The sequence below is a fragment of the Micromonospora sp. NPDC092111 genome (assembly GCF_044755745.1).
In the GTDB taxonomy this organism is placed as follows: domain Bacteria; phylum Actinomycetota; class Actinomycetes; order Mycobacteriales; family Micromonosporaceae; genus Micromonospora.
Map to the genome: position 1 here is coordinate 58,917 of NZ_JBIVRQ010000013.1, position 18,484 is coordinate 77,400.

The 18,484-nt window shown below is 73.8% G+C and carries 14 protein-coding genes; 8 read left to right on the plus strand and 6 right to left on the minus strand.

What is annotated here, in order from left to right; genetic code table 11:
- Positions 1-37: 37 nt before the first annotated feature.
- Genes ACIQG9_RS22945 through ACIQG9_RS22955 form a run of 3 tightly spaced genes read left to right on the plus strand, consistent with a single transcriptional unit; the run spans position 38 to position 3,395 of the window.
- Complete coding sequence (locus tag ACIQG9_RS22945) at positions 38-562, plus strand: PadR family transcriptional regulator (RefSeq protein ID WP_400405802.1); 525 nt, start codon at positions 38-40, stop codon at positions 560-562.
- A complete protein-coding gene (locus tag ACIQG9_RS22950; protein ID WP_400405805.1) occupies positions 559-1,239 on the plus strand; it encodes an ABC transporter ATP-binding protein in 681 nt (226 codons plus the stop codon). Before ACIQG9_RS22945 ends, ACIQG9_RS22950 begins: the two co-directional genes overlap by 4 nt.
- Positions 1,236-3,395 (plus strand): FtsX-like permease family protein, encoded by a 2,160-nt coding sequence (locus ACIQG9_RS22955; protein ID WP_400405807.1) that lies wholly within the window; start codon positions 1,236-1,238, stop codon positions 3,393-3,395. Before ACIQG9_RS22950 ends, ACIQG9_RS22955 begins: the two co-directional genes overlap by 4 nt.
- A 118-nt stretch (positions 3,396-3,513) precedes the next feature.
- On the opposite strand, the gene ACIQG9_RS22960 is transcribed toward ACIQG9_RS22955, so the two are convergent.
- Positions 3,514-5,784: a hypothetical protein gene (locus tag ACIQG9_RS22960; RefSeq protein ID WP_400405810.1), complete on the minus strand. Its 2,271-nt coding sequence runs from the start codon at positions 5,782-5,784 to the stop codon at positions 3,514-3,516.
- A gap of 55 nt (positions 5,785-5,839) precedes the next feature.
- Complete coding sequence (locus ACIQG9_RS22965) at positions 5,840-6,493, minus strand: MarR family winged helix-turn-helix transcriptional regulator (protein ID WP_400405812.1); 654 nt, start codon at positions 6,491-6,493, stop codon at positions 5,840-5,842.
- A gap of 57 nt (positions 6,494-6,550) precedes the next feature.
- Here ACIQG9_RS22965 and ACIQG9_RS22970 point away from each other — a divergent pair, with 57 nt between their 5' ends.
- Complete coding sequence (locus ACIQG9_RS22970) at positions 6,551-7,033, plus strand: nuclear transport factor 2 family protein (RefSeq protein WP_400405815.1); 483 nt, start codon at positions 6,551-6,553, stop codon at positions 7,031-7,033.
- An 88-nt stretch (positions 7,034-7,121) separates the two neighbouring features.
- Here ACIQG9_RS22970 and ACIQG9_RS22975 read toward each other — a convergent pair whose 3' ends face one another.
- On the minus strand, positions 7,122-7,880 hold the full coding sequence (locus ACIQG9_RS22975; RefSeq protein WP_400405817.1) for a FadR/GntR family transcriptional regulator: 759 nt from the start codon (positions 7,878-7,880) through the stop codon (positions 7,122-7,124).
- Between the two features lie 241 nt (positions 7,881-8,121).
- Here ACIQG9_RS22975 and manD point away from each other — a divergent pair, with 241 nt between their 5' ends.
- Together manD and ACIQG9_RS22985 are read left to right on the plus strand one after the other, a co-directional pair.
- Positions 8,122-9,351: a D-mannonate dehydratase ManD gene (manD, locus tag ACIQG9_RS22980; RefSeq protein ID WP_400405820.1), complete on the plus strand. Its 1,230-nt coding sequence runs from the start codon at positions 8,122-8,124 to the stop codon at positions 9,349-9,351.
- Complete coding sequence (locus ACIQG9_RS22985) at positions 9,341-9,886, plus strand: gluconokinase (RefSeq protein WP_400405823.1); 546 nt, start codon at positions 9,341-9,343, stop codon at positions 9,884-9,886. Before manD ends, ACIQG9_RS22985 begins: the two co-directional genes overlap by 11 nt.
- Positions 9,887-9,898: 12 nt before the next feature.
- On the opposite strand, the gene ACIQG9_RS22990 is transcribed toward ACIQG9_RS22985, so the two are convergent.
- The 3 genes from ACIQG9_RS22990 to ACIQG9_RS23000 all read right to left on the minus strand — a co-directional run bounded on the left by ACIQG9_RS22990 (position 9,899) and on the right by ACIQG9_RS23000 (position 14,218).
- Positions 9,899-11,368 (minus strand): dynamin family protein, encoded by a 1,470-nt coding sequence (locus tag ACIQG9_RS22990; RefSeq protein ID WP_400405825.1) that lies wholly within the window; start codon positions 11,366-11,368, stop codon positions 9,899-9,901.
- A complete protein-coding gene (locus tag ACIQG9_RS22995; protein ID WP_400406047.1) occupies positions 11,365-13,218 on the minus strand; it encodes a dynamin family protein in 1,854 nt (617 codons plus the stop codon). Before ACIQG9_RS22995 ends, ACIQG9_RS22990 begins: the two co-directional genes overlap by 4 nt.
- 115 nt (positions 13,219-13,333) lie before the next feature.
- A complete protein-coding gene (locus ACIQG9_RS23000) occupies positions 13,334-14,218 on the minus strand; it encodes an IniB N-terminal domain-containing protein (RefSeq protein ID WP_400405827.1) in 885 nt (294 codons plus the stop codon).
- A gap of 302 nt (positions 14,219-14,520) precedes the next feature.
- Between ACIQG9_RS23000 and ACIQG9_RS23005 the strand changes: the two genes are divergently transcribed.
- Both ACIQG9_RS23005 and ACIQG9_RS23010 read left to right on the plus strand, forming a co-directional pair.
- Positions 14,521-15,786: an Hsp70 family protein gene (locus ACIQG9_RS23005; RefSeq protein ID WP_400405830.1), complete on the plus strand. Its 1,266-nt coding sequence runs from the start codon at positions 14,521-14,523 to the stop codon at positions 15,784-15,786.
- Positions 15,787-15,794: 8 nt separating this feature from the next.
- Positions 15,795-18,347 carry a LuxR C-terminal-related transcriptional regulator gene (locus ACIQG9_RS23010; RefSeq protein WP_400405832.1) on the plus strand — a complete coding sequence of 851 codons (2,553 nt, stop codon included), beginning with the start codon at positions 15,795-15,797 and terminating at the stop codon, positions 18,345-18,347.
- Positions 18,348-18,484: the final 137 nt, after the last annotated feature.

Sequence of the window (18,484 nt, forward strand, 5' to 3'; positions counted from 1 at the left end):
TATACGCGAGGTATACCCTCAGTGTAGTCTGCTCCGCATGAGTGTTCCGCTAACCCTCCTCGGCCTGCTCGAACGGGAGCCCAGCCACGGGTACGACCTGAAGCGCGAGTACGACGCCTTCTTCGGCCGCGGCAAGCCGCTGCCGTTCGGCCAGGTCTACTCGACCCTCAGCCGCCTGGCCCGCGACGGCAAGGTGGTGATCAGCGAGGTGGGCCCCGGCGACGGTCCCGACCGTAAGCGCTACATCATCACCGACCTCGGCGCGACCGAGGTCGAGCAGTGGCTGACCCAGCCGGTCGAGCCGGAGCCGCACCTGCAGACCGTGCTCTTCGCCAAGGTGGTGCTCGCGCTGATGCTGGACCGTCCCGCCGGCGACTACCTCGACACCCAGCGCGGCGCGCACCTCAGGCGGATGCGCGAGCTCACCGAGATCAAGCGCACCGGCGGCCTCGTCGACGCGCTGCTCGCCGACCACGGCCTCTACCACCTGGAGGCGGATCTGCGGTGGATCGAGATGACCGGGGCCCGGCTGGACGCCCTGCGGAAGACGGTGCGGCCGTGACCATCGCGATCGAAGCACGCGACGTGGTGTTCTCGTTCGACCGGACCCCGGCGCTGCGGGGCGCCAGCATCGCCGTGGACGAGGGCGAGATCCTCGCCATCATGGGCCCCAGCGGTTCGGGCAAGTCGACGCTGCTGCACTGCCTGGCCGGCATCCTCGTGCCGGACTCCGGCGAGGTCCTGTTCGGCGGGGCCCGGGTCGACTCCATGACCGAGACCCAGCGCAGCAGCCTGCGCCGGGACCGCTTCGGGTTCGTGTTCCAGTTCGGACAGCTCGTCCCCGAGCTCACCGTCGCGGAGAACGTCGCCCTGCCGCTGCTGCTGAGCGGGGTCCGCCGGACCGAGGCACTGCGCACGGCGTACGGCTGGTTCGAGCGGCTCGGCCTCGCCGGGATGGAGCAGCGCCGCTCGGGCGAGTTGTCCGGCGGGCAGGCCCAGCGGGTCGCCCTCGCCCGTGGCCTGGTCGCCGGGCCGCAGGTGCTCTTCGCCGACGAGCCGACCGGCGCGCTCGACTCGCTCACCGGCGAGGAGGTCATGGACCTGCTGGTCGCGGCGGCGCGCGAGCAGGGCACCACGGTCATCCTGGTCACCCACGAACCCCGGGTCGCCGCGTACGCCGACCGTGAGGTCATCGTCCGCGACGGGCGCGTCAACGCGCCGGACCGGATCGCGCCATGATCGGTTTCGGACTACGCCTCGCCGTGGCCGGCGGCCGGGAGGCGCTCACCCGCCTGATCATCATCGCCGCCGCGGTCGCGGTCGGTGCCGGGCTGCTGCTGACCACCCTGGCCGGGGTCAACGCCGTCAACTCGCAGCTCACCCGGTACGCGTCGCTCTATCCCGGCGCGTCGGCGGCCGGCGGAGGCGGCCCGGCTCCGCTGTGGTGGTCGACGCGCGAGGACTACTTCCAGGGCAGGCAGATCGTCCGGGTCGACGTCGCCGCCACCGGAGCGGACTCGCCGACCCCGGTCGGCATTCCGAGGACGCCGGGCCCGGGGGAGTACTACGTCTCGCCGGCGCTCACCGAGCTGCTGGCCGTGGCCCCCGCCGCCCAGCTCGGCGACCGTTACCCCGGACGGAACCTCGGCCCGGTCGGTCCGGCCGCGCTGACCTCACCGGACACCCTGCTCGTCATCGTCGGCAACACCCCCGACGAGGTCGCCGGGCTGCCGAACGCCAGGCAGCTCACCAGCGTCGGCGACACCGTTCCCGCGCTCCCGGAGACCGTGGTGGACCTCATCCTCGGCGTGATAGCCGGTGGGCTGCTGTTCCCGGTGCTGATCTTCATCGGCACGGCCACCCGGCTCAGCGCCGCCCGCCGGGAGCAGCGGTTCGCGGCGATGCGCCTGGTCGGCGCGACACCCAGGCAGATCTCGGTGGTCGCGGCGGTCGAGGCGGCGGCGGCGGCCGTTGCCGGTACCGCCCTCGGCTTCGTGCTGTTCCTCGCGTTCCGTGGCCAGCTCGCCGCGATCCCGTTCACCGGTATGCCGTTCTTTCCCGGCGACATGTCCCTGAGACCGTTGGACGTGCTGGTGGTCGCGCTGGGTGTGCCGGCCGGGGCGGCGCTGGCGGCGTGGGTCTCGCTGCGGAGCGTCCGGATCTCCCCGCTCGGCGTCACGCGGCGGGTCACCCCACGTCCGCCGCGCGCGTACCGGCTGATCCCGCTGGGGCTGGGCGTCGCCGAGCTGACGTACTTCATCGGCCGCAGACCCGACACCTCCGACGGCCAGACGGCGGCGTTCCTGTCCGGGCTGCTGCTCATCATGACCGGCCTGGTTCTCGCCGGACCCTGGCTCACCATGGTCGGCGCCCGCGTCATGGCCCGGCACGCGAGCCGCCCGGCCACGCTCATCGCCGCCCGCCGCCTGGCCGACAACCCCAGGGCCGGGTTCCGGGCGATCAGCGGCATCATGCTCGCGCTCTTCGTCACGAGCGTGGCGCTCGGCGTGATCACCACGATCATCGCCCACCGTGGCCCGGCACCGGTCGGCTCGACGGATGCCGGCACCGTGTCCACCGCCTTCTACGAGGATCCGCCCACGGTGCCCGACACGCTGCTGGCCGAGCTGCGCGCGATCCCGGGCGTCGGGAGCGCCACGGTGATCCGCGCGAATCCGGACCGGGGCGGCGACGCCGGCGTGATCGCCTGCGCCGACATCCCGACGGCGTACGGCCGGTGCGCCGACGGCGTCACCGTGGCCACCGTGCCGTACAGCCTCGTCCCCTTCCACGGGTCGGCGTCGGCCACCAGGGTGTGGCCCGCCGCGCCCAACTCCCTCGATGAGCTTCGGCGGTTGCCGGTGGCGTCGGTCGTCGTCGGCACGGACGGGTCGACCGCCGCCGTCGAGCGGTCCCGCACGGTCCTCTCGCTCGCCTTCCCGAAGTTCTGGGTGGCCCCGAACGTCCCCGGCGAGTTCGAGTCGGACTTCGCCGACACGCTGCGTGGCTGGAAGCAGCTCGCCAACGTCGTCATCGTCGCGAGCCTGGCGCTGGCCGGATGCAGCCTCGCGGTCAGCGTGGTCGGCGGCCTCAGCGAACGGAGGCGTCCGTTCAGCCTGCTCCGGCTCAGCGGCGCGCAGGTGGGGATCCTGCGGCGCGTGGTCGCTCTGGAAAGCGCCGTACCGATGCTCGCCGTCGCCGTGGTCGCGATCGGCATGGGTCTGCTCGCCGCCCAACTGTTCCTCAAGGCGCAGATGGACTACCCGCTCACCGCCCCGGGCGTGGAGTTCTACGCGATCGTCGTCGTCGGCCTGGCCGCCTGCCTCGGCATCATCGCCTCCACCCTGCCGTTGCTGGAGCGGGTCACCGGCCCGGAGACCGCCCGCAGCGAATGACCTGCACGGCGCGCCGGTCGCCGCCGGCCGGGAGCACGGCTCGGCGGGGTACCCATCGGCTCCGACGCTATCGCCTCGACGCGGCGGGCAGCGGCACCGGCTGACACCCCGCGCCCGGTCACGGGGCGTCGTTCGCCGACCCGCCCTGGGCGTGGCCGGTCAGGTCGACGAGTTCCCGTACGGCTGCCTGGTACTCCGCCTGGGTGTGGTACGGCCAGTGCCGCTCGACCGGTGGTGGCACGGTGTCCGCCGGGTCGACGGTCACGTCGCGGGGGTCGCGGAGCCGGACGTCGACCGACTCGGCCGCCGGGGTGCCGCACGGTGGTGGGGCGCCCCGGTGCCGGTCGTCGAAGATCGGGCCGCCGATCGGGTCGGTGGCCCGCCAGAGGTTGCGCCACCGCCAGTCGAGCCGTTCGCCCAGCGCACACAGCGTCTGCCCGCCGAGGTAGGCCGGATAGAGACGGGCGTAGAGGCGGTGCAGCGGCGAGCCGTGGGTGAGCAGCGCGACCCGGCACAGCACGGTCGGGGGCAGTTGCAGGATGGTGGCCGCGGTGAGGACCGAGCCGTGGCTGTGCCCGGAGATGACCACCGGGCCCTGCGCGGTCAGCGCGGCTACCCGCTTGGCCAGTTCGGGCACCGCCCGGGCGGCGTAGCAGGGGGGTGCGAACGGGTGGACGGCGCGCGGCCAGAAGGTGCCCAGGTCCCACAGGACGGCCACGAGGCGGCGGGTCTCGGTCGACCGGTACGAGCGGTAGCCAATGATCATCAGGCCGATCACGAGCAGGCTGACGATCCAGATCCCGGCGTCGGTGACGTAGGCGGCGAGCAGCGCGTCCGCGCTGTGGTGCCGGGTGAACCTGGCCGCCGCCTCGGTGGGACCGACCCCGAACAGGTCGAGGACCAGGGTGGCCAGGCCCAGTGAAGAGATCACGAAGAACGCGATCAGCATCGGGCCCAGGTCCTCGGTGATGTGGGACCGGGCGATGGTCTTCCGGACCGCGCTCACCCGGGGCGCGGCGGGTGGTGGCGCCTGCGGGTAGTCCTGCTCGATGATGCGTTCGGCGAGGCGGTGTCGCCGGCGTCGGCTCAGCAGCAGGGTGGCGGCGGCGGACACGGCGAGGATCAGCAGCGCGGCGAGCCCGGCGAGCGCGGCCCACCAGTAGGCGACCGGCGGGTCCAGGGGGCCGACGCCCGGCGGGTTCGGCCGGATCGGGTCGGGGATGGACCCCCGATCGAGTTCGTCGGCGACCCGGAAGACCAGGGTGGCGGTGAAGGCCGCCGCCACGCTCACCGACGCCGCCGCGACGATGGGTGTGCCGAGGCCGCGCAGGAAGGGACGGCCCCCCTCGGGCAGGGCCGCCCGCTGGCGGAGGAACGTGACGACGGCGAGGGCGACGAGCAGGATGCCCTGCGCCGCGACCAGGCCGGCGGTGGTGCCCTCGTAGCCGGGCAACTGCCCGACGACGAGCTGGACGTCCCGGGTGAGCGCCGCGTAGCCGACGCTGAGTACCGTCAGCACGACGGTGGTCGCCAACAGCAGGCGCTGGCCACGGCGCGCCTGCGCGCCGCTGGTCGGCGTGGGTAGCCAGAGCAGCGCCGCGCAGAGTCCCACCAGCCCGACCGCGGCGTCGAACAGCAGCGGACCCACCGGACCGTGCCGGCCCGAGACGGCGACGAGCAGGCTGGCGTTGAGCGTGCCGGCCCCGATCCCGAGGTGGATCTGGCGCAGCCAGGCGGTGGTCCGTTCGTCGTCCCAGAACCCGGGGGCACTGAGACTGTGGGCCGTCTCGGCGTGCTCCGGGCGCGGCCCCGAGGGGGTGAAGCCCTCGAAGGCCCGCGCCGAATGGGCGCCGATCGCCCAGATCACCCGCAGCGCGAGCAGTGGGATGAGCGCGAGCAGAGCCAGTCGGGGCCCCATCGGCAGCGCGACGAGCCAGGACAGGTAGGGGCGGCCGGCCCGGCACTGGTGGTACGGCACGCACTGCCAGCCGACGAGGTTCAGCGTGACGCCGATCATCGAGAGCACGAAGGCGGCGGTGAGGGTGCCGGCGAGCAGCCGGCACAGCGCGCCGAGCAGGCCGTACCGGTCGGTCGACGTCGGGCGCAGCCAGATCGTGAGGTTGCCCAGCATGAACGGCAACAGCAGCAGCATCAGGGCGCTCCGTACCGCCGCGCCGGCCGTCAGGGCACCCCACCGGTACGCCTCGACGGCGACCCCCGAGGTGGCCCCGCCGGCCGCGCCGGTCCCCGGTCGGGGTCGGTAGAAGCCGGCGTGCCGGTCCCCGGCGACGCGCACCACGATCGGATGATCCAGGATGACCTCCGCCGCGGCGCCGGACACCCCGTGCACCCGCAACTCGACGGTCTCGCCGTCAGGTGCTGTGCCCACCCGGTCAGGGTCACAGATCAGTGGGGGACCCGTTGCCGAATCGGCCTGATCCGCGTCAGCGGGGGCCGCGCGACGACTCGGCGGCCCCGGCCACCGGCGACGGCAGCCGGGGGTCGCGGGTGGCGGTACGGGCGCGCGGCGGGGCCGTGGGCTGCGGGGTCGACCACCCCGGGTCGTGGCGGCCCGTGGGGCTGCCCTCGGCCGGCCCGGCCCGGGCCGGGCCCGACTCCACCGCGACGACCAGCTTGCGGAGCAGGTCGGCCAGGGTCCTCCTCTCCTCCTCGGTGAGCACCGAGAGCAGCGCGGTCTCGCCGCGTTCCTCGGTGCTCGCCTGCTGCTCAAACGCGTCGTACCCGGCGGGGGTGAGCCGCACCTCGACCCGGCGGCGGTCGATCGCGTCGTTGGTCCGGCTGATCAGCCCGGCCTGTTCCAGCGGCCCGAGGCGTGCCGACGTCGCGCCACGGGTCAGCCCCAGCATGCTGGCGAGTTGGGAGGGGCTGGCGGTGTACGGCGGACCGTGCCGGCGCAGCGTCAGCAGCACCTTGAACTGCCAGTGCGTGAGCGCGTCGGCCGCGAGGGACGTCCGCCGCGCCTGGGCGGTGTGCCGGGCCAGCATGGCCAGCCGGACGACGATCTCCTCCTTGACCGGGTCCAACCACTCGAGTTCCTTCGACCAGAGCGCGACGTGTTGGTCAACCGAATCCCGCATGTGGCCTCCAAAGTAGTTTCCTTGCGGATAGTTTTTCGGATTACTACTTTCCTGGCCATGACGAACACCACGCAGCGCAGGCCGGTGCCACCACCCCGCAGCCCACGAGAGGTCTTTCTCGCGCTCATCCACGGCGTCGCGGACAACCGCTGGGAGGCCCTGCCCGAGTTGTACGCCGAGGAGACCTACGTCGTGCATCCGTTCGACCCGCTGCGCGGTCCTGCCCTGCGCAGCCGCGAGGAGCTTCGGAGGCACTTCCAGGCGGCGAGCGGCGCAACACCCCGTCTCGTTCGCCGGCCTGCCGACATCATCGTTCACGAGACCGTGGATCCCGAGGTTGTCATCGGGCAATTCGCATACCAGGGCACGCTGGGCGAGACCGGCGAGCGCTTTGCCACACCGGGGATCTTCGTGCTCCGGGTCCGCAACGGCGAGATCGTCAGCTCACACGACTACCTCGACCACCTCACCTCGGCGCGGGTCAGGGGCCACCTTGACCCGCTGGTCGACGCAGTGCGGGCCACGACCCTGCCCGCCTGAGGCGTGTCTCGTCAGTCAGCGATCCGCTGGGCGTACTGCCCTGGCGGTCGGTCGAGGCACCGACCGCCGTTGAGCGGGACGGGTCAGCTCACCGGGTGGGCTCGCCGGTCTGCTCCCACATCGACCGCATCTCGTCGGACGCCTGCGCCATGATCTGCACCATGGCGGCGCGGGCCCGCTCGCCGTCGCGCCGCTGGATCGCCTGGGCGACGTCGGCGTGCAGCCGGAGGGCCTGCTCGTCGGGGTGGTGCGGCATGAGGTCGAAGTGGTACCGGCCGGTGAGCACCTCGGCGACGAGTTCCTGGAGCTTGACGAACATCTCGTTGCCGGAGGCGGCGAGCACCCGCCGGTGGAACTCGATGTCCAGGCTGAGGAAGCGTTCCTCGTCGCCGGCCTGCCCGGCCGCCCACATCCTGGCGGCGAGCCCGACCAGCTCGCTCGCCTCGTCGTGGTCGACCCGACCGGCGGCCAGCCAGGCGGCGTGCGGCTCGACCGCGGTCCGCAGCTCGGTGATCGCGCGCAACTGCCCCATCCGGCCGGCGGAGGCGAGCCGCCACCGGATCACCTGCCGGTCGAAGACGTTCCACGCCTGGGCCGGTCGGATCATGACCCCGACCCGGCGGCGGGTCTCGACGAGGCCCAGCGCCGCGAGCACCCGGAGGACCTCGCGGATCACCGACCGGGACACCGCGTACCGCTCGACCAGCTCCTCGATGTTGAGGACGGAGCCGGCGGGCACCTCGCCGCCGCAGATGGCGGTGCCGAGGCGGTCGAGGACGCGGGCGTGCAGCCCGGACTCGGCACGGGCGGGCTGGGTCGGTGCGACCGCCGGGACGGACTGATCCACGGACCGGATCGTATCAGTGGATGATCACCCCTTGAATTAATCAGCTTTTTCGGCCTAGCATCCGTCGCCGAGCGGACTTACACCGATGTGGTGCCCCATCCGCCGGGCGGCCACGCTCGGGGCCCTCGCCGTCACCGGACACGGCGACCGGGGGCTCCGCCGCGCCGCGACGGGCCGTCCCTGCCGGACGACCCGCAGCCCGGCAGCGCCCTTCGCCGACCCCTCCGAGAAAGGTGCCCGCGTGAAGATCGTCGCAGCGGACGTCGTCGTCTCCAGCCCCGACCGCAACTTCGTCACCCTCAAACTCACCACCGACGAGGGCCTCACCGGGCTGGGCGACGGCACCCTCAACGGGCGGGAACTCTCCGTCGCGTCCTACCTGGCCGACCACGTCGTGCCGCTGCTGATCGGGCGGGACCCGCACCGCGTCGAGGACACCTGGCAGTTCCTCTACCGGTCGGCGTACTGGCGGCGGGGACCGGTCACCATGGCCGCCATCGCCGCCGTCGACGTCGCCCTCTGGGACATCAAGGCCAAGGCCGCCGGGATGCCGCTCTACCAGCTTCTCGGCGGCGCGTCGCGGACCGGGATCATGGCCTACGGCCACGCCTCCGGCCGGGACATCCCCGAGCTGTTCGACTCCATCCGCCGGCACCTGGAACTCGGCTACCGGTCGATCCGGGTGCAGACCGCCGTGCCGGGCATCAACGCCGTGTACGGGGTCGCCGCGCAGCCCAGCGTCGACGGCAAGCGGTACGACTACGAACCCGCGCAGCGCACCCCACTGCCCGCCGAGGAGGACTGGGACACCCGGGCGTACCTGCGCCACCTGCCCGGCGTCTTCGAGGCGGTCCGCAACGAGTTCGGCCCCGAGCTGCCGCTGCTGCACGACGGCCACCACCGGATGACCCCGATCCAGGCCGCGAAGCTCGGCAAGGCCCTCGAACCGTACGACCTGTTCTGGTTGGAGGACTGCACCCCGGCGGAGAACCAGGAGGCGCTGCGGCTGGTCCGCCAGCACACCACCACCCCGCTGGCCATCGGCGAGGTCTTCAACACCGTCTGGGACTACCAGACGCTGATCCGGGAACAGCTCATCGACTACGTGCGGTCCGCCGTCACCCACACCGGGGGCATCACGGCCATGCGCAAGCTGCTCGACTTCGCCGCCCAGTACCAGATCAAGTCCGGCATCCACGGCCCGACCGACATCTCACCGGTCGGCATGGCCGCCGCGCTCCACCTCGACCTGGCCATCCACAACTTCGGCATCCAGGAGTACATGCGGCACGGCGCGTTGACCAACGAGGTGTTCCGGCAGTCGTTCACCTTCGCCGACGGCCACCTGCACCCGGGGGAGCAGCCCGGTCTCGGGGTGGAACTCGACGAGGAGGCCGCCGCGCGGTTCCCCTACGTGCCGGCCTACCTGCCGTTCAACCGGCTCTCCGACGGCACCGTCCATGACTGGTGACCGGCGCCCGACCCGGCACGTCGTGGTGATGGGCGTGTCGGGCGCGGGCAAGACGACCGTGGCCCGGGGGATCAGCGAGCTGACCGGGCTCCGGTTCGCCGAGGCGGACGAGTTCCACCCCGAGGCCAATGTGGCGCGGATGCGCGCGGGCGTGCCGCTGGACGACGCCGCCCGGTGGCCGTGGCTGCGCGACCTCGCCGGGTGGATGGCCGCCCGGCACGCCGAGGGGGTGTCCACGGTGCTGGCCTGCTCGGCGCTCAAACGGTCCTACCGGGACGTACTGCGGCAGGGCCCGCCGGAGTTGGAGTTCGTCCACCTCACCGGGGCGGCCGAGTTGATCCGGGACCGGATGGGTGGTCGCGCCGGACACTACATGCCGGCCAGCCTGCTCGACTCCCAACGGGCGACCCTGGAGCAGTTGGGCCCGGACGAGCCCGGCGTCGTCGTGGAGATCACGCTGCCGCCGGACGAGCTGGTCAGCGCGGCGGTCGCGCGGCTCGGACTGCCCTTCGCGGCGGCACCCGGCGACCGGTAGGCGGTCCCGCGTTCACCGGCCCCCCTCGGCGAGTTCGGCGAGCATCCCCTCGCAGCTCCGGACGACCACCTGCGCGCCCCGCCGCTGGGCCAGCCGGAGCAGCGGATCCTCCGCGTGGTTCTGCCACCGCCACTGGGCGTCGGCGGCGACCTCCCAGAGTCGCTGGACGGTCGCGTCGTGCGCCACGCCGAGTCGGGTGGCCAGGCCGACCCCGTCCCCGCCGACCAGTCGGCGTGCCTCCGTGGCCAGTTCGGCGTCGAACCCGAGGCCGGCGGCCCGGAGCGCCGCGAGCAGGCGCAGCTCCCGGAACTCGTGCGCACCGGCGAGGATCTGCTCCACCGCGCTGAGCAGTTCGTCGGTGCCCGGCCCCGGTTCGGCCTCGATGAGCGCTTCCACCGCGGCCAGCGCCGAGCGGGCCTTGAGGGTGTCGTGCCGGTCGACGAAGAAGCGGTTCACCGACTCGCGCAGCTCGGTCAGGCCGCTGCGCCGGATGAGTTCGGCGGCCAGCTTGCCCCGGCTGTCGCAGCCGGTCCGGACGAGGGTGGTCGCCAGCCGGACGCCGATCAGGCCGAGCCGGTTCAGCAGCGCGGCGCGTACCTCGCCGCCCAGCCGTACCGGCAGCTCACCGCGGACGAAACGGTCGGCGGAGAGCAGGTGCGGTTCCAGCTCCGCACGGGACACCCGGGCCAACTGCGCGAGCGCGGCGAAGTCCGACTCGCTGAGCACCCGCCCGGCCAGGCCGATCAACCCGCTGCACGCCACCATGTGCACGCAGAGCGCGTTCACCCTGGGGTCGCGGTACTGCCGTCGGGCGAGCTGACGGGCGGTGAGCAGCGCGTCGATCCGTCCACCGCCGGTCTCGTCGACCCGGGACAGCACCAGGATCACGTTGACCGGCGCGTCCTGCCCGACGCGGCTCTCCCGGGTGGACTCCAGCACGCGCAGGTCGGTGCCGCGACTGTCGCGGGTCAGGTACAGCACCGCGTCCGCGTCCCGCAGCACCCGGTCCATGACCGGCGCCCGGCCATGCTCGTCGGTGCCGTTGATCGCGGGCGTGTCGATCAGGGTCACCTGCCGTAGCGCCCGGGTCGGCCACTGCACCACGATGCTGCGCAGCTCGCCCGCCCGCCAGCCGACCAGGTCCACCCGCATCCCGGTCGCCGACTTGACCACCGTCAGCTCCCGTGGGGGTTGGCTGGTCGAGTAGGCGGTGGCGCGCGGCTGCGGCCCGGCCTCGTACCAGGTGAAGACGCCGTCGCCGTCCGGGCCGTCGACCGGCGCGACCTCCTCGCCCATGATCGCGTTCAGCACGGTCGACTTGCCGGACCGCCACGGGCCGGCGATCGCGATTCGCAGGGGTTCCTCCAGCCGGGCGAGCTGGTGTCGGAGGTGACCGGTCGCCCGGGGGCTGTCCCGGTAGAGCTGGAGGGCCTGGTGCAGCAGCCCCCAGACCGCCTCGTCCAACCGCATGCCGACGGTCACGGCCGGGGCTCCAGCGGAGCCGGGGCGGGCCGGGGGGCGGTGAGCTGCTGGGCCTGCTCGTAGACGGCGGCCAACCTGGTCATCTTCAGCCGGATCTCACGCTGGCGCTGGTCGCGGACGGCCGCCTCGGTGTCGGCGGCCTGCTTCGCGGTACGGAACGACTGGACGATGGCCTCCTGTAACTCCTCGGTGAGCGTGGTGAAGTGGTCCCGCAGCATCCGCTGCACCTGCCGGGCGGTGTCCCGGCAGTCCTTGGTGGTCTGGACGAAGAAGTCGTCGACGTGTCGCTGGATCGCCGTCTTGACGGTGGCCTGGCGGCGGCGGAGCAACTGCCTGCTCTCGTCCCGGATGCTCTTCCCGCCGAAGAGCGCGCCGGCGCCGATCGAGACCGGGTTGATCATCGGCATGCCGGCCAGTGTCAGGGCCAGGCCGAACATCAGCAGCCCACCGTACGAACCCTTCATGCCGGTGATCACCTTCTGACTCGCGGTGAACCGGTCGATGGTGGGCCGCTCGATCTCCGGCAGCCGGTCCACCAGATCCTCCGGCACCGTCACCGACCAGGGCGGCAGCACGTCGTAGCCGTACCGGGCGAAGTTGCCGGCGACCCGCCGGGCCGCCCAGTCGCAGCGCTGGGCCAGCCACTCGTGGTTGGCCTCCGCGGCCTCGACCAGGCTGCCCCGCAGCCACTCCTGGAAGGTGTCCCAGGCGACCAGCGGATCGGCCGTGTCGAACGCGTCGTCGACCGTCCGCAGGATCTGCCGCGTCCGGTCACGCAGGTCGTACTCGATGTCGGACAAAAGGTCGGCCAGCTCGTCGGCGAGGGTGTTCTGCCAACGGGTGGAGCAGCGGCGCAACTCGTCGACCTCACGCTGGGCCGCGTGCAGTCGGGAGATCGGGCCGGACTGTTCCTCCGCCTGCTGGTCGTCGAGTTCGGCGCGCAACGGTGCGGCGAGCTGCTCCACCACGGTGCGGGCGATCATCCCGACCGAGGCCCGGGCCAGCACGTCGGCCTTGCCGGCCAGATCCCGCTGCAACCGGGCGATCAGCGGTGGGAAGCCCGACTCGGCGTTGAGCCCGTGGTCGTCGGCGACCGCTGCGGTGAGGCGCAACGCCGCCGAGACCGGGATCAGCGCCGCCGGCACGCCCGCCTCGGCCAGGTGCTGCCGGTTGCGCTCGGCGACCGCGCGCCAGTCCGGCACCAGGTCCGTCTTGGTCTGCACCACCGCCACGTTCGGGTGGGACCGGGTGACGTGCAGCAGCATGTTCAGCTCGGCGACCGACAGTTCCCGGGTCGAGTCGGAGACGAGCAGCACCGCGTCGGCGCGGTGGAGCGCGGCGGCCGGGCCGGTGGCGCCGAGTCCGGCCACCTCGTCGGTGCCGGGCGTGTCCACCAGGACGAGTCCGGCGCCGAGCAGGGCGCGCGGCAGTCCGATCTCGACGTGTCCGGGGCCGCCGCCGGGTCGGCGGCCGAACGTGCCGGCCACCCCGGCGGCGATCTGGTCCAGCGGCACCGGGGTCCGCTCGTCGGTCGCCGGGACGGCGGTGCCGGTGGGCCGCCCGGGGGTGGATCCCGCCTGGACCACCGTGGCCGACGCGACCTCGGCGTGCTGCACCACGGTCGGCAGGACCGTGGTGCGGCCGTCGCCGACCGGGCACACCGGCGCGTTCACGATCGCGTTGACGAGCTGGCTCTTACCCTGCTGGGGTTCGCCGATGACCAGGACGCGCAGCCGGGGGTCCAGCAACTGGGCGCGCTTCTGCCGGACGGCCTGGAGGAGGTCCGCCCGGCCGTGTTCGCGGCACGTGCGGGCGATCTCGTCGAGTGCGTCCAGCCAGATCCCCGCCATCACCGCACCAAGTGTGCGGGTTTCGGCTCAATTATCAAGAGGAGATTCGCGGGGAAGCAGGCGGAATGCCGGACCGCCTGTGGCGAACCGGCATCCCACCTCCGCTCAGTCCCGGTCAGAACAGACCGTCACTGAGATCCAGCAGCCCGCCGCCGGCCGGTGCGCTTCCCTGACCGTGGACCCCGGCGTCGCCGGTGACGTCGCCCACCGCGCCGGTGACGCCGGAGAGCGCACCGTCCACCTGGTGCGTCACACCGCCCACCGTGGACGGCACGTCGACCTGCGGGACCCCGCCGACGCCGCGCAGGCCGAGCCCGCCGAGGGCGTCGTCGACACCGAGCGGGTCGACGACGCCGGCGACCTGACCCTGGGTGCCGGAGAGGGTGCCGCCGAGCAGACCGTGGCCGCCGAGCAGGCCGTCCGGGGTGCCGAGCAGGCCGGCGTCGGTGCCGTCGAGCAGGGTGTCCGGGTGCCCGAGGCCGCCGGTCAGGTCGCCGACCACCGGGTCGGCCACGGTGTTCACCCCGCCCACCACGTCGGCGTCGAGGGTGTGTGCCACGTCGTGCACCCCGGTCAGGTCGGTGTCGATCCCGCGTGGCCCGACGCCCAGGCCGATCCCGGGCAGCACGGTGGCCCCGGCGGCGAGGCCCGTCGGGTCGACGGCGATCGCGCCCAGCACGCCGGCCTTCACGTCCAGCCCGGAGTAGGAGCTGCCGTTGATGCTGAGGTCCTGCGGCACGGCCTGGAGCTGGGTGGCCACGCCGGTGGTGTCGGCCAGCAGCGGGTCGACCCCGAGCTGCCCGGTCACCGGGGCCACCGGCGTGAGCCCGTGCACCGGGGCGTAGTCCACCACCAGCGGGACCACGTCCTGCACGTCGGCGGCGGTGAGGTCGGTGAGCCCGGCGGCCTGGAGCGCGCCCTCCGGGTCGAGGTCGAAAGCCGACTTGGCGTCGGGGTCGGTCAGCAGGTTGAGCACGAAGTCGTGCAGGGTCTGGTCCATGTGCCGGTTCTCCTCGGACGTTGGCGTCAGCGACCGTCGATCGTCGACGGCGACGCTATGGCCGCGGACCGGCAGCGGTCATCGGGGATCGTCCCGCAGTCCGCCCCGCCGGATTAGGGTGCCGACAGGATCGTACGTTAGGGGGATTGGGGGTCCCGGACCGGCGGAATTTAGGGACCTGATGCCCGAGTGATCTCTGGTACGAACGTAGGAGCCCACAGGGCCGCGTCAGGGCTGGATCGCGGCACGGTGCGCAGCCCGTGGCCACCGGCCGGCCAACTCGCGGTGAAGGAAGAAGACGGATGCCGTACGTCCTGGGGATCGACATCGGAAGCACCAACACCGCGGCCAGCGTGGCCCGGCGACGGGGTGCGACCTGGGCGCGCCCCGAGGTGGTCGCGCTGGCCGACGGGTCGCCGACCGTACCGTCGGTGCTGCACCTGGCGGCGGACGGGGCGCTCGTGGTCGGCGAACCCGGCGGCGGGGACGGCAGCCGGACGGCACGCGGATTCGTCCGCCGGCTCGGCGACGACGTGCCCCTGCTGCTCGGCGGGGAGGCGTTCCCACCGCAGGCGCTGACCGCGGCGCTGATCGCCTGGGTGGTGGAGGAGGTCCGCCACCGGGAGGGCGAGCCCGCCGAGGCCGTCGTGCTCAGCCACCCCGCCGGTTGGGGTCGGCACCGGCACGACCTGCTGCACGGCGTGCTGTGGCAGTTCGGCCTCGGCAACGTGACGCTGCTTCCCCGTCCGGTCACGGTGGCCGAGAGCCATGCGGCGCGCGGCTTCCCGGGCAGCGCGGCGGCGGTCTACGCGCTGGGCGGCAACACCTTCGAGGCGGCCCTGGTCCGCCGTACCCCGCGCGGCACCTACGAGACCTTCGGCTTCCCCCAGGGGTTGGACTGGATCGGCGGCGCCGACTTCGACGAGGCGCTCGCCGAGCACGTGCGCACCGTGCTCGCCGGGGAACTCGCCGCGGCCGAACCGCGGGATGTGCACGACACGCTGCGCGGGCTGTTGCCCGAGTGTGACCGCGCCAAGCGGGAGCTCACCGTCGGCACCGAGACCGACGTGCTGCTCACCCTGCCGACCGGGCCGGTCCGGGTGCCGGTGAGCCGGGTACGGTTCGAGGACATGATCCGGCCGGCCGTGCAGGCGACCGTCGAGCTGTTGACCCGCACCGTCCACTCCGCCGGGCTGCTGCCGGCGCAGCTCGACTGTGTCCTGCTCGCCGGCGGCTCCACCCGGATTCCGCTGGTCCTCGAACTGCTCGCCGCGGCCTTCCCGGTGCCGGTGGAGGTCGAGCCCGATCCGCAGCTCACGGCGGCCACCGGCGCGGCGCTGGCCGCCTGCCAGGTGGTGTCGCCGCGCCCCCGCCGGCCGGAACCGGAGCCCGGGGCCGCCCGCGACGCCGGCCGGGCCGCCGAGCCGGCCGTCCCGGCCCCGCGTGGACCCGATCACGACCGGCCGACCCCCGGCGAGCCACCGCCCCGCCCCCCGGTCCGGATCACCCCGCTGGACCTGCCGAGGGCGTCCCGCCTCACGCTGACCCGTGGCCGTGGACGCGAATGACGACCACCATGACCATGAATGGGGTGGCCGGGCCCCGGCTGGTGCTGGAGCGGGGACCACAGGCCCTGCTCGACGCGGTCACCGCGGATCCGGACACGCCACTCGCGCTCGGGGTGACCGGACCGGGCGGCCACGGCCGCAGCGCGTACCTCCAGGAGCTGGGACGGGCCTACCGGCTGGCGGGCAGCACCGTGCTGGACGGCGTCCCCGACCGGTCCGACCCGGTCGACCCGGACGTCGTGGTGCTGGTCGACGACGCGCACCTGCTCGACGACGCCCGGCTTCGGGCGCTGTGCGCCCTGGTGACCGCCCGCCGGCACCGCGTCGTCGTCGGCTACCGGCCGTGGCCCCGACCGGCGGCGCTGGTCGACCTGGCCGACGCGCTCCGGCGGTACGGGCACCTGGTCCTGCTCACCCCGTTCGCCCGGGAACGCACTGCCGCCTACCTCACCGCCGTGCCGGAGATCGGCCGGCGGCCCGACCTGGTCGACTTCGTGCAGCACCAGACCGCCGGCGTGCCCCGGGACATCGAGCGGCTGGTCCGTGGCCTGCGCCAGGAGAGCGGCCCGGGGGTCCCGACCGAGCCGCCCCGGCAGGTCGTTCTCCAGTTCGCACCGGATCTGGAGGACCTGGCGCCCGACGTCCGGCGGCTGCTGCTCGCCGTCGCCGCCGGCGTACCGCTGCCGGTGGACCTGCTCGGGGCGTTGTTGGGCCGCGAGCCGGGCGACGTGGACGAGCTGGTCGCCGCGACCCGGGCGGCCGGGCTGCTCGGCGCGGACGGCCGGCTCGCGCCGATCGTGCGGCGGGCGGTGACCTCGTTGAGCCCGGCCGCCGACCGCACCGCGGTCTGGCGGCGGCTCACCGAGTTGCAGGTGGCCCGCGGCGGGCCGGTGCTCCCGTTGGTCCGCTCGCTGCGCGCCGCCGGCGTGTCCGGTGACTGTCCGGCACCGACGCTGGAGGCCGCGGCCGAGGAGGCGTTGACCGCCGAGCCGGCCCTCGCGGCGGAGCTGTTCGCGGCGGCCACGGCCGCCGGACGGCCGGCCGCCGTGCGGCAGGCCCTCGCCGCGGCCCTTGCCGGTGACCTGGACACCGCCCTCCGGCTGGCGGACCGGCTGCTCGCCACGGCCGCCCCGGCCGACCGGGCGGAGGCCGCGATGGTCGCCGCCACGGCGCTGGCGCACCGCGGTCAGCTCGGTCGCAGCGTGGAGCTGTACCGGTGGTCGGCCGCGGCCTCGGCGGGAGCCTTCGCCGCCGTCGGCGCGCTCGCGTCCGGTCGCCCCGCCGACGGGGCCGACCCACCCGGGGACGACCGCGCGGCTGAGCCGCCCACCCTGCACGCCAGCGCCGCCCGGCTGATGGCCGACGGGGTACGGGACAGCATCGGCGGCCCACCCACGGCCGCGCTCTCCACCCTCGTGCAGGCGGCCGCGCTGCTGGAGCCGGCCGGCCGGGCGGTGCTGCTGCCGGACAGCCCGGCGGCGCTCGCCGCGTTGACCGGCGTGCACTGCGGCGAGTTGGACATCGCCGAGCGGGTGCTCGACCGTGCCGCGACCAGCGGGACCGGCGGTCCCCTGATGGCCCGACGCCACCGGTTGTTGCAGGGCTGGATCGCGATGGTGCGAGGCCACACCGCCGTCGCGGCCGACCACCTCGCGGCAGTGACCGGCGGCGGTCGGCCGCTCGCGTCGCGGGACCTGCTCTTCGCCACCGCGCTAGAGATGGGGATCGCCCGGCGCACCAGCGACCTCGGCGCGCTCCAGCGCGGGTGGGGGCACGCACTGGAGGCCGTCGTCCGTCACCCGGTCGACCTGTTCACGCTGCTGCCGCTGGGGGAGTTGGCCATCGCGGGCGCCCGACTGGGCGACCTCGGCCGGCTGGAGCCGTACCTGCGGGAGGCCCGCCTGCTGCTGGCCGGGCTCGGCGACCCGCCCCTGTGGAGCACGCCGCTGCACTGGAGCGGACTGCACGCGGCGATCCTGGCCGAGGAGCCGGCTACCGCCGACGAGCACGTGGCCGCCCTGCGAACCGCCGCGGACCACAACCGGTACGCCGCCGTGGTCGCCACCGCCGCCGCGTGCTGGGTCGAGGTGCTGCGCGGGGTGGTCGACCCGGTACGGGTGGAGGCCGCCGCCCGGGGACTGCACGACACCGGCCTGTGCTGGGACGGCGCCCGGCTCGCCGGGCAGGCGGCCATCCGCACCCCGGACCGGCGGGCGATGACCACGCTGCTGGACTGCGCCCGGATGCTCCAGGGGCGGCCGGTGGGGGCCAAGGGCGGCCAGCGGCAGGCGTCGACCGAGGCCGTCGCGGGTCCCGACCCGCACCGGCTCAGCGACCGGGAGTGGGAGGTGGCCGGGCTGGTGCTGGCCGGGCTGACCTACCGGGAGATCGGCGACCGGCTCTTCATCTCCGCCAAGACCGTGGAGCACCACGTCGCGCGGATGCGGTCCCGGCTGGACTGCGCCAACCGGACGGAGCTGTTGGCCCTGTTGCGGACCATCCTGGCGGACCGGTCGCGCCAGGCCGCCGGACAGCCCTGGCCGGACCGGCCGGCCTCGTGAGCCGTAGTTGGTGACAAGCCCGACGACCGGGACGCCGACACCCGATTCCTCGGCACCACGCCGACCGCGCGGGAAGGACCGACGTCGGACCGGCCGACCCGGGATTCCGCCCGGAACGGCTCCCCCAGCGTCAGGAC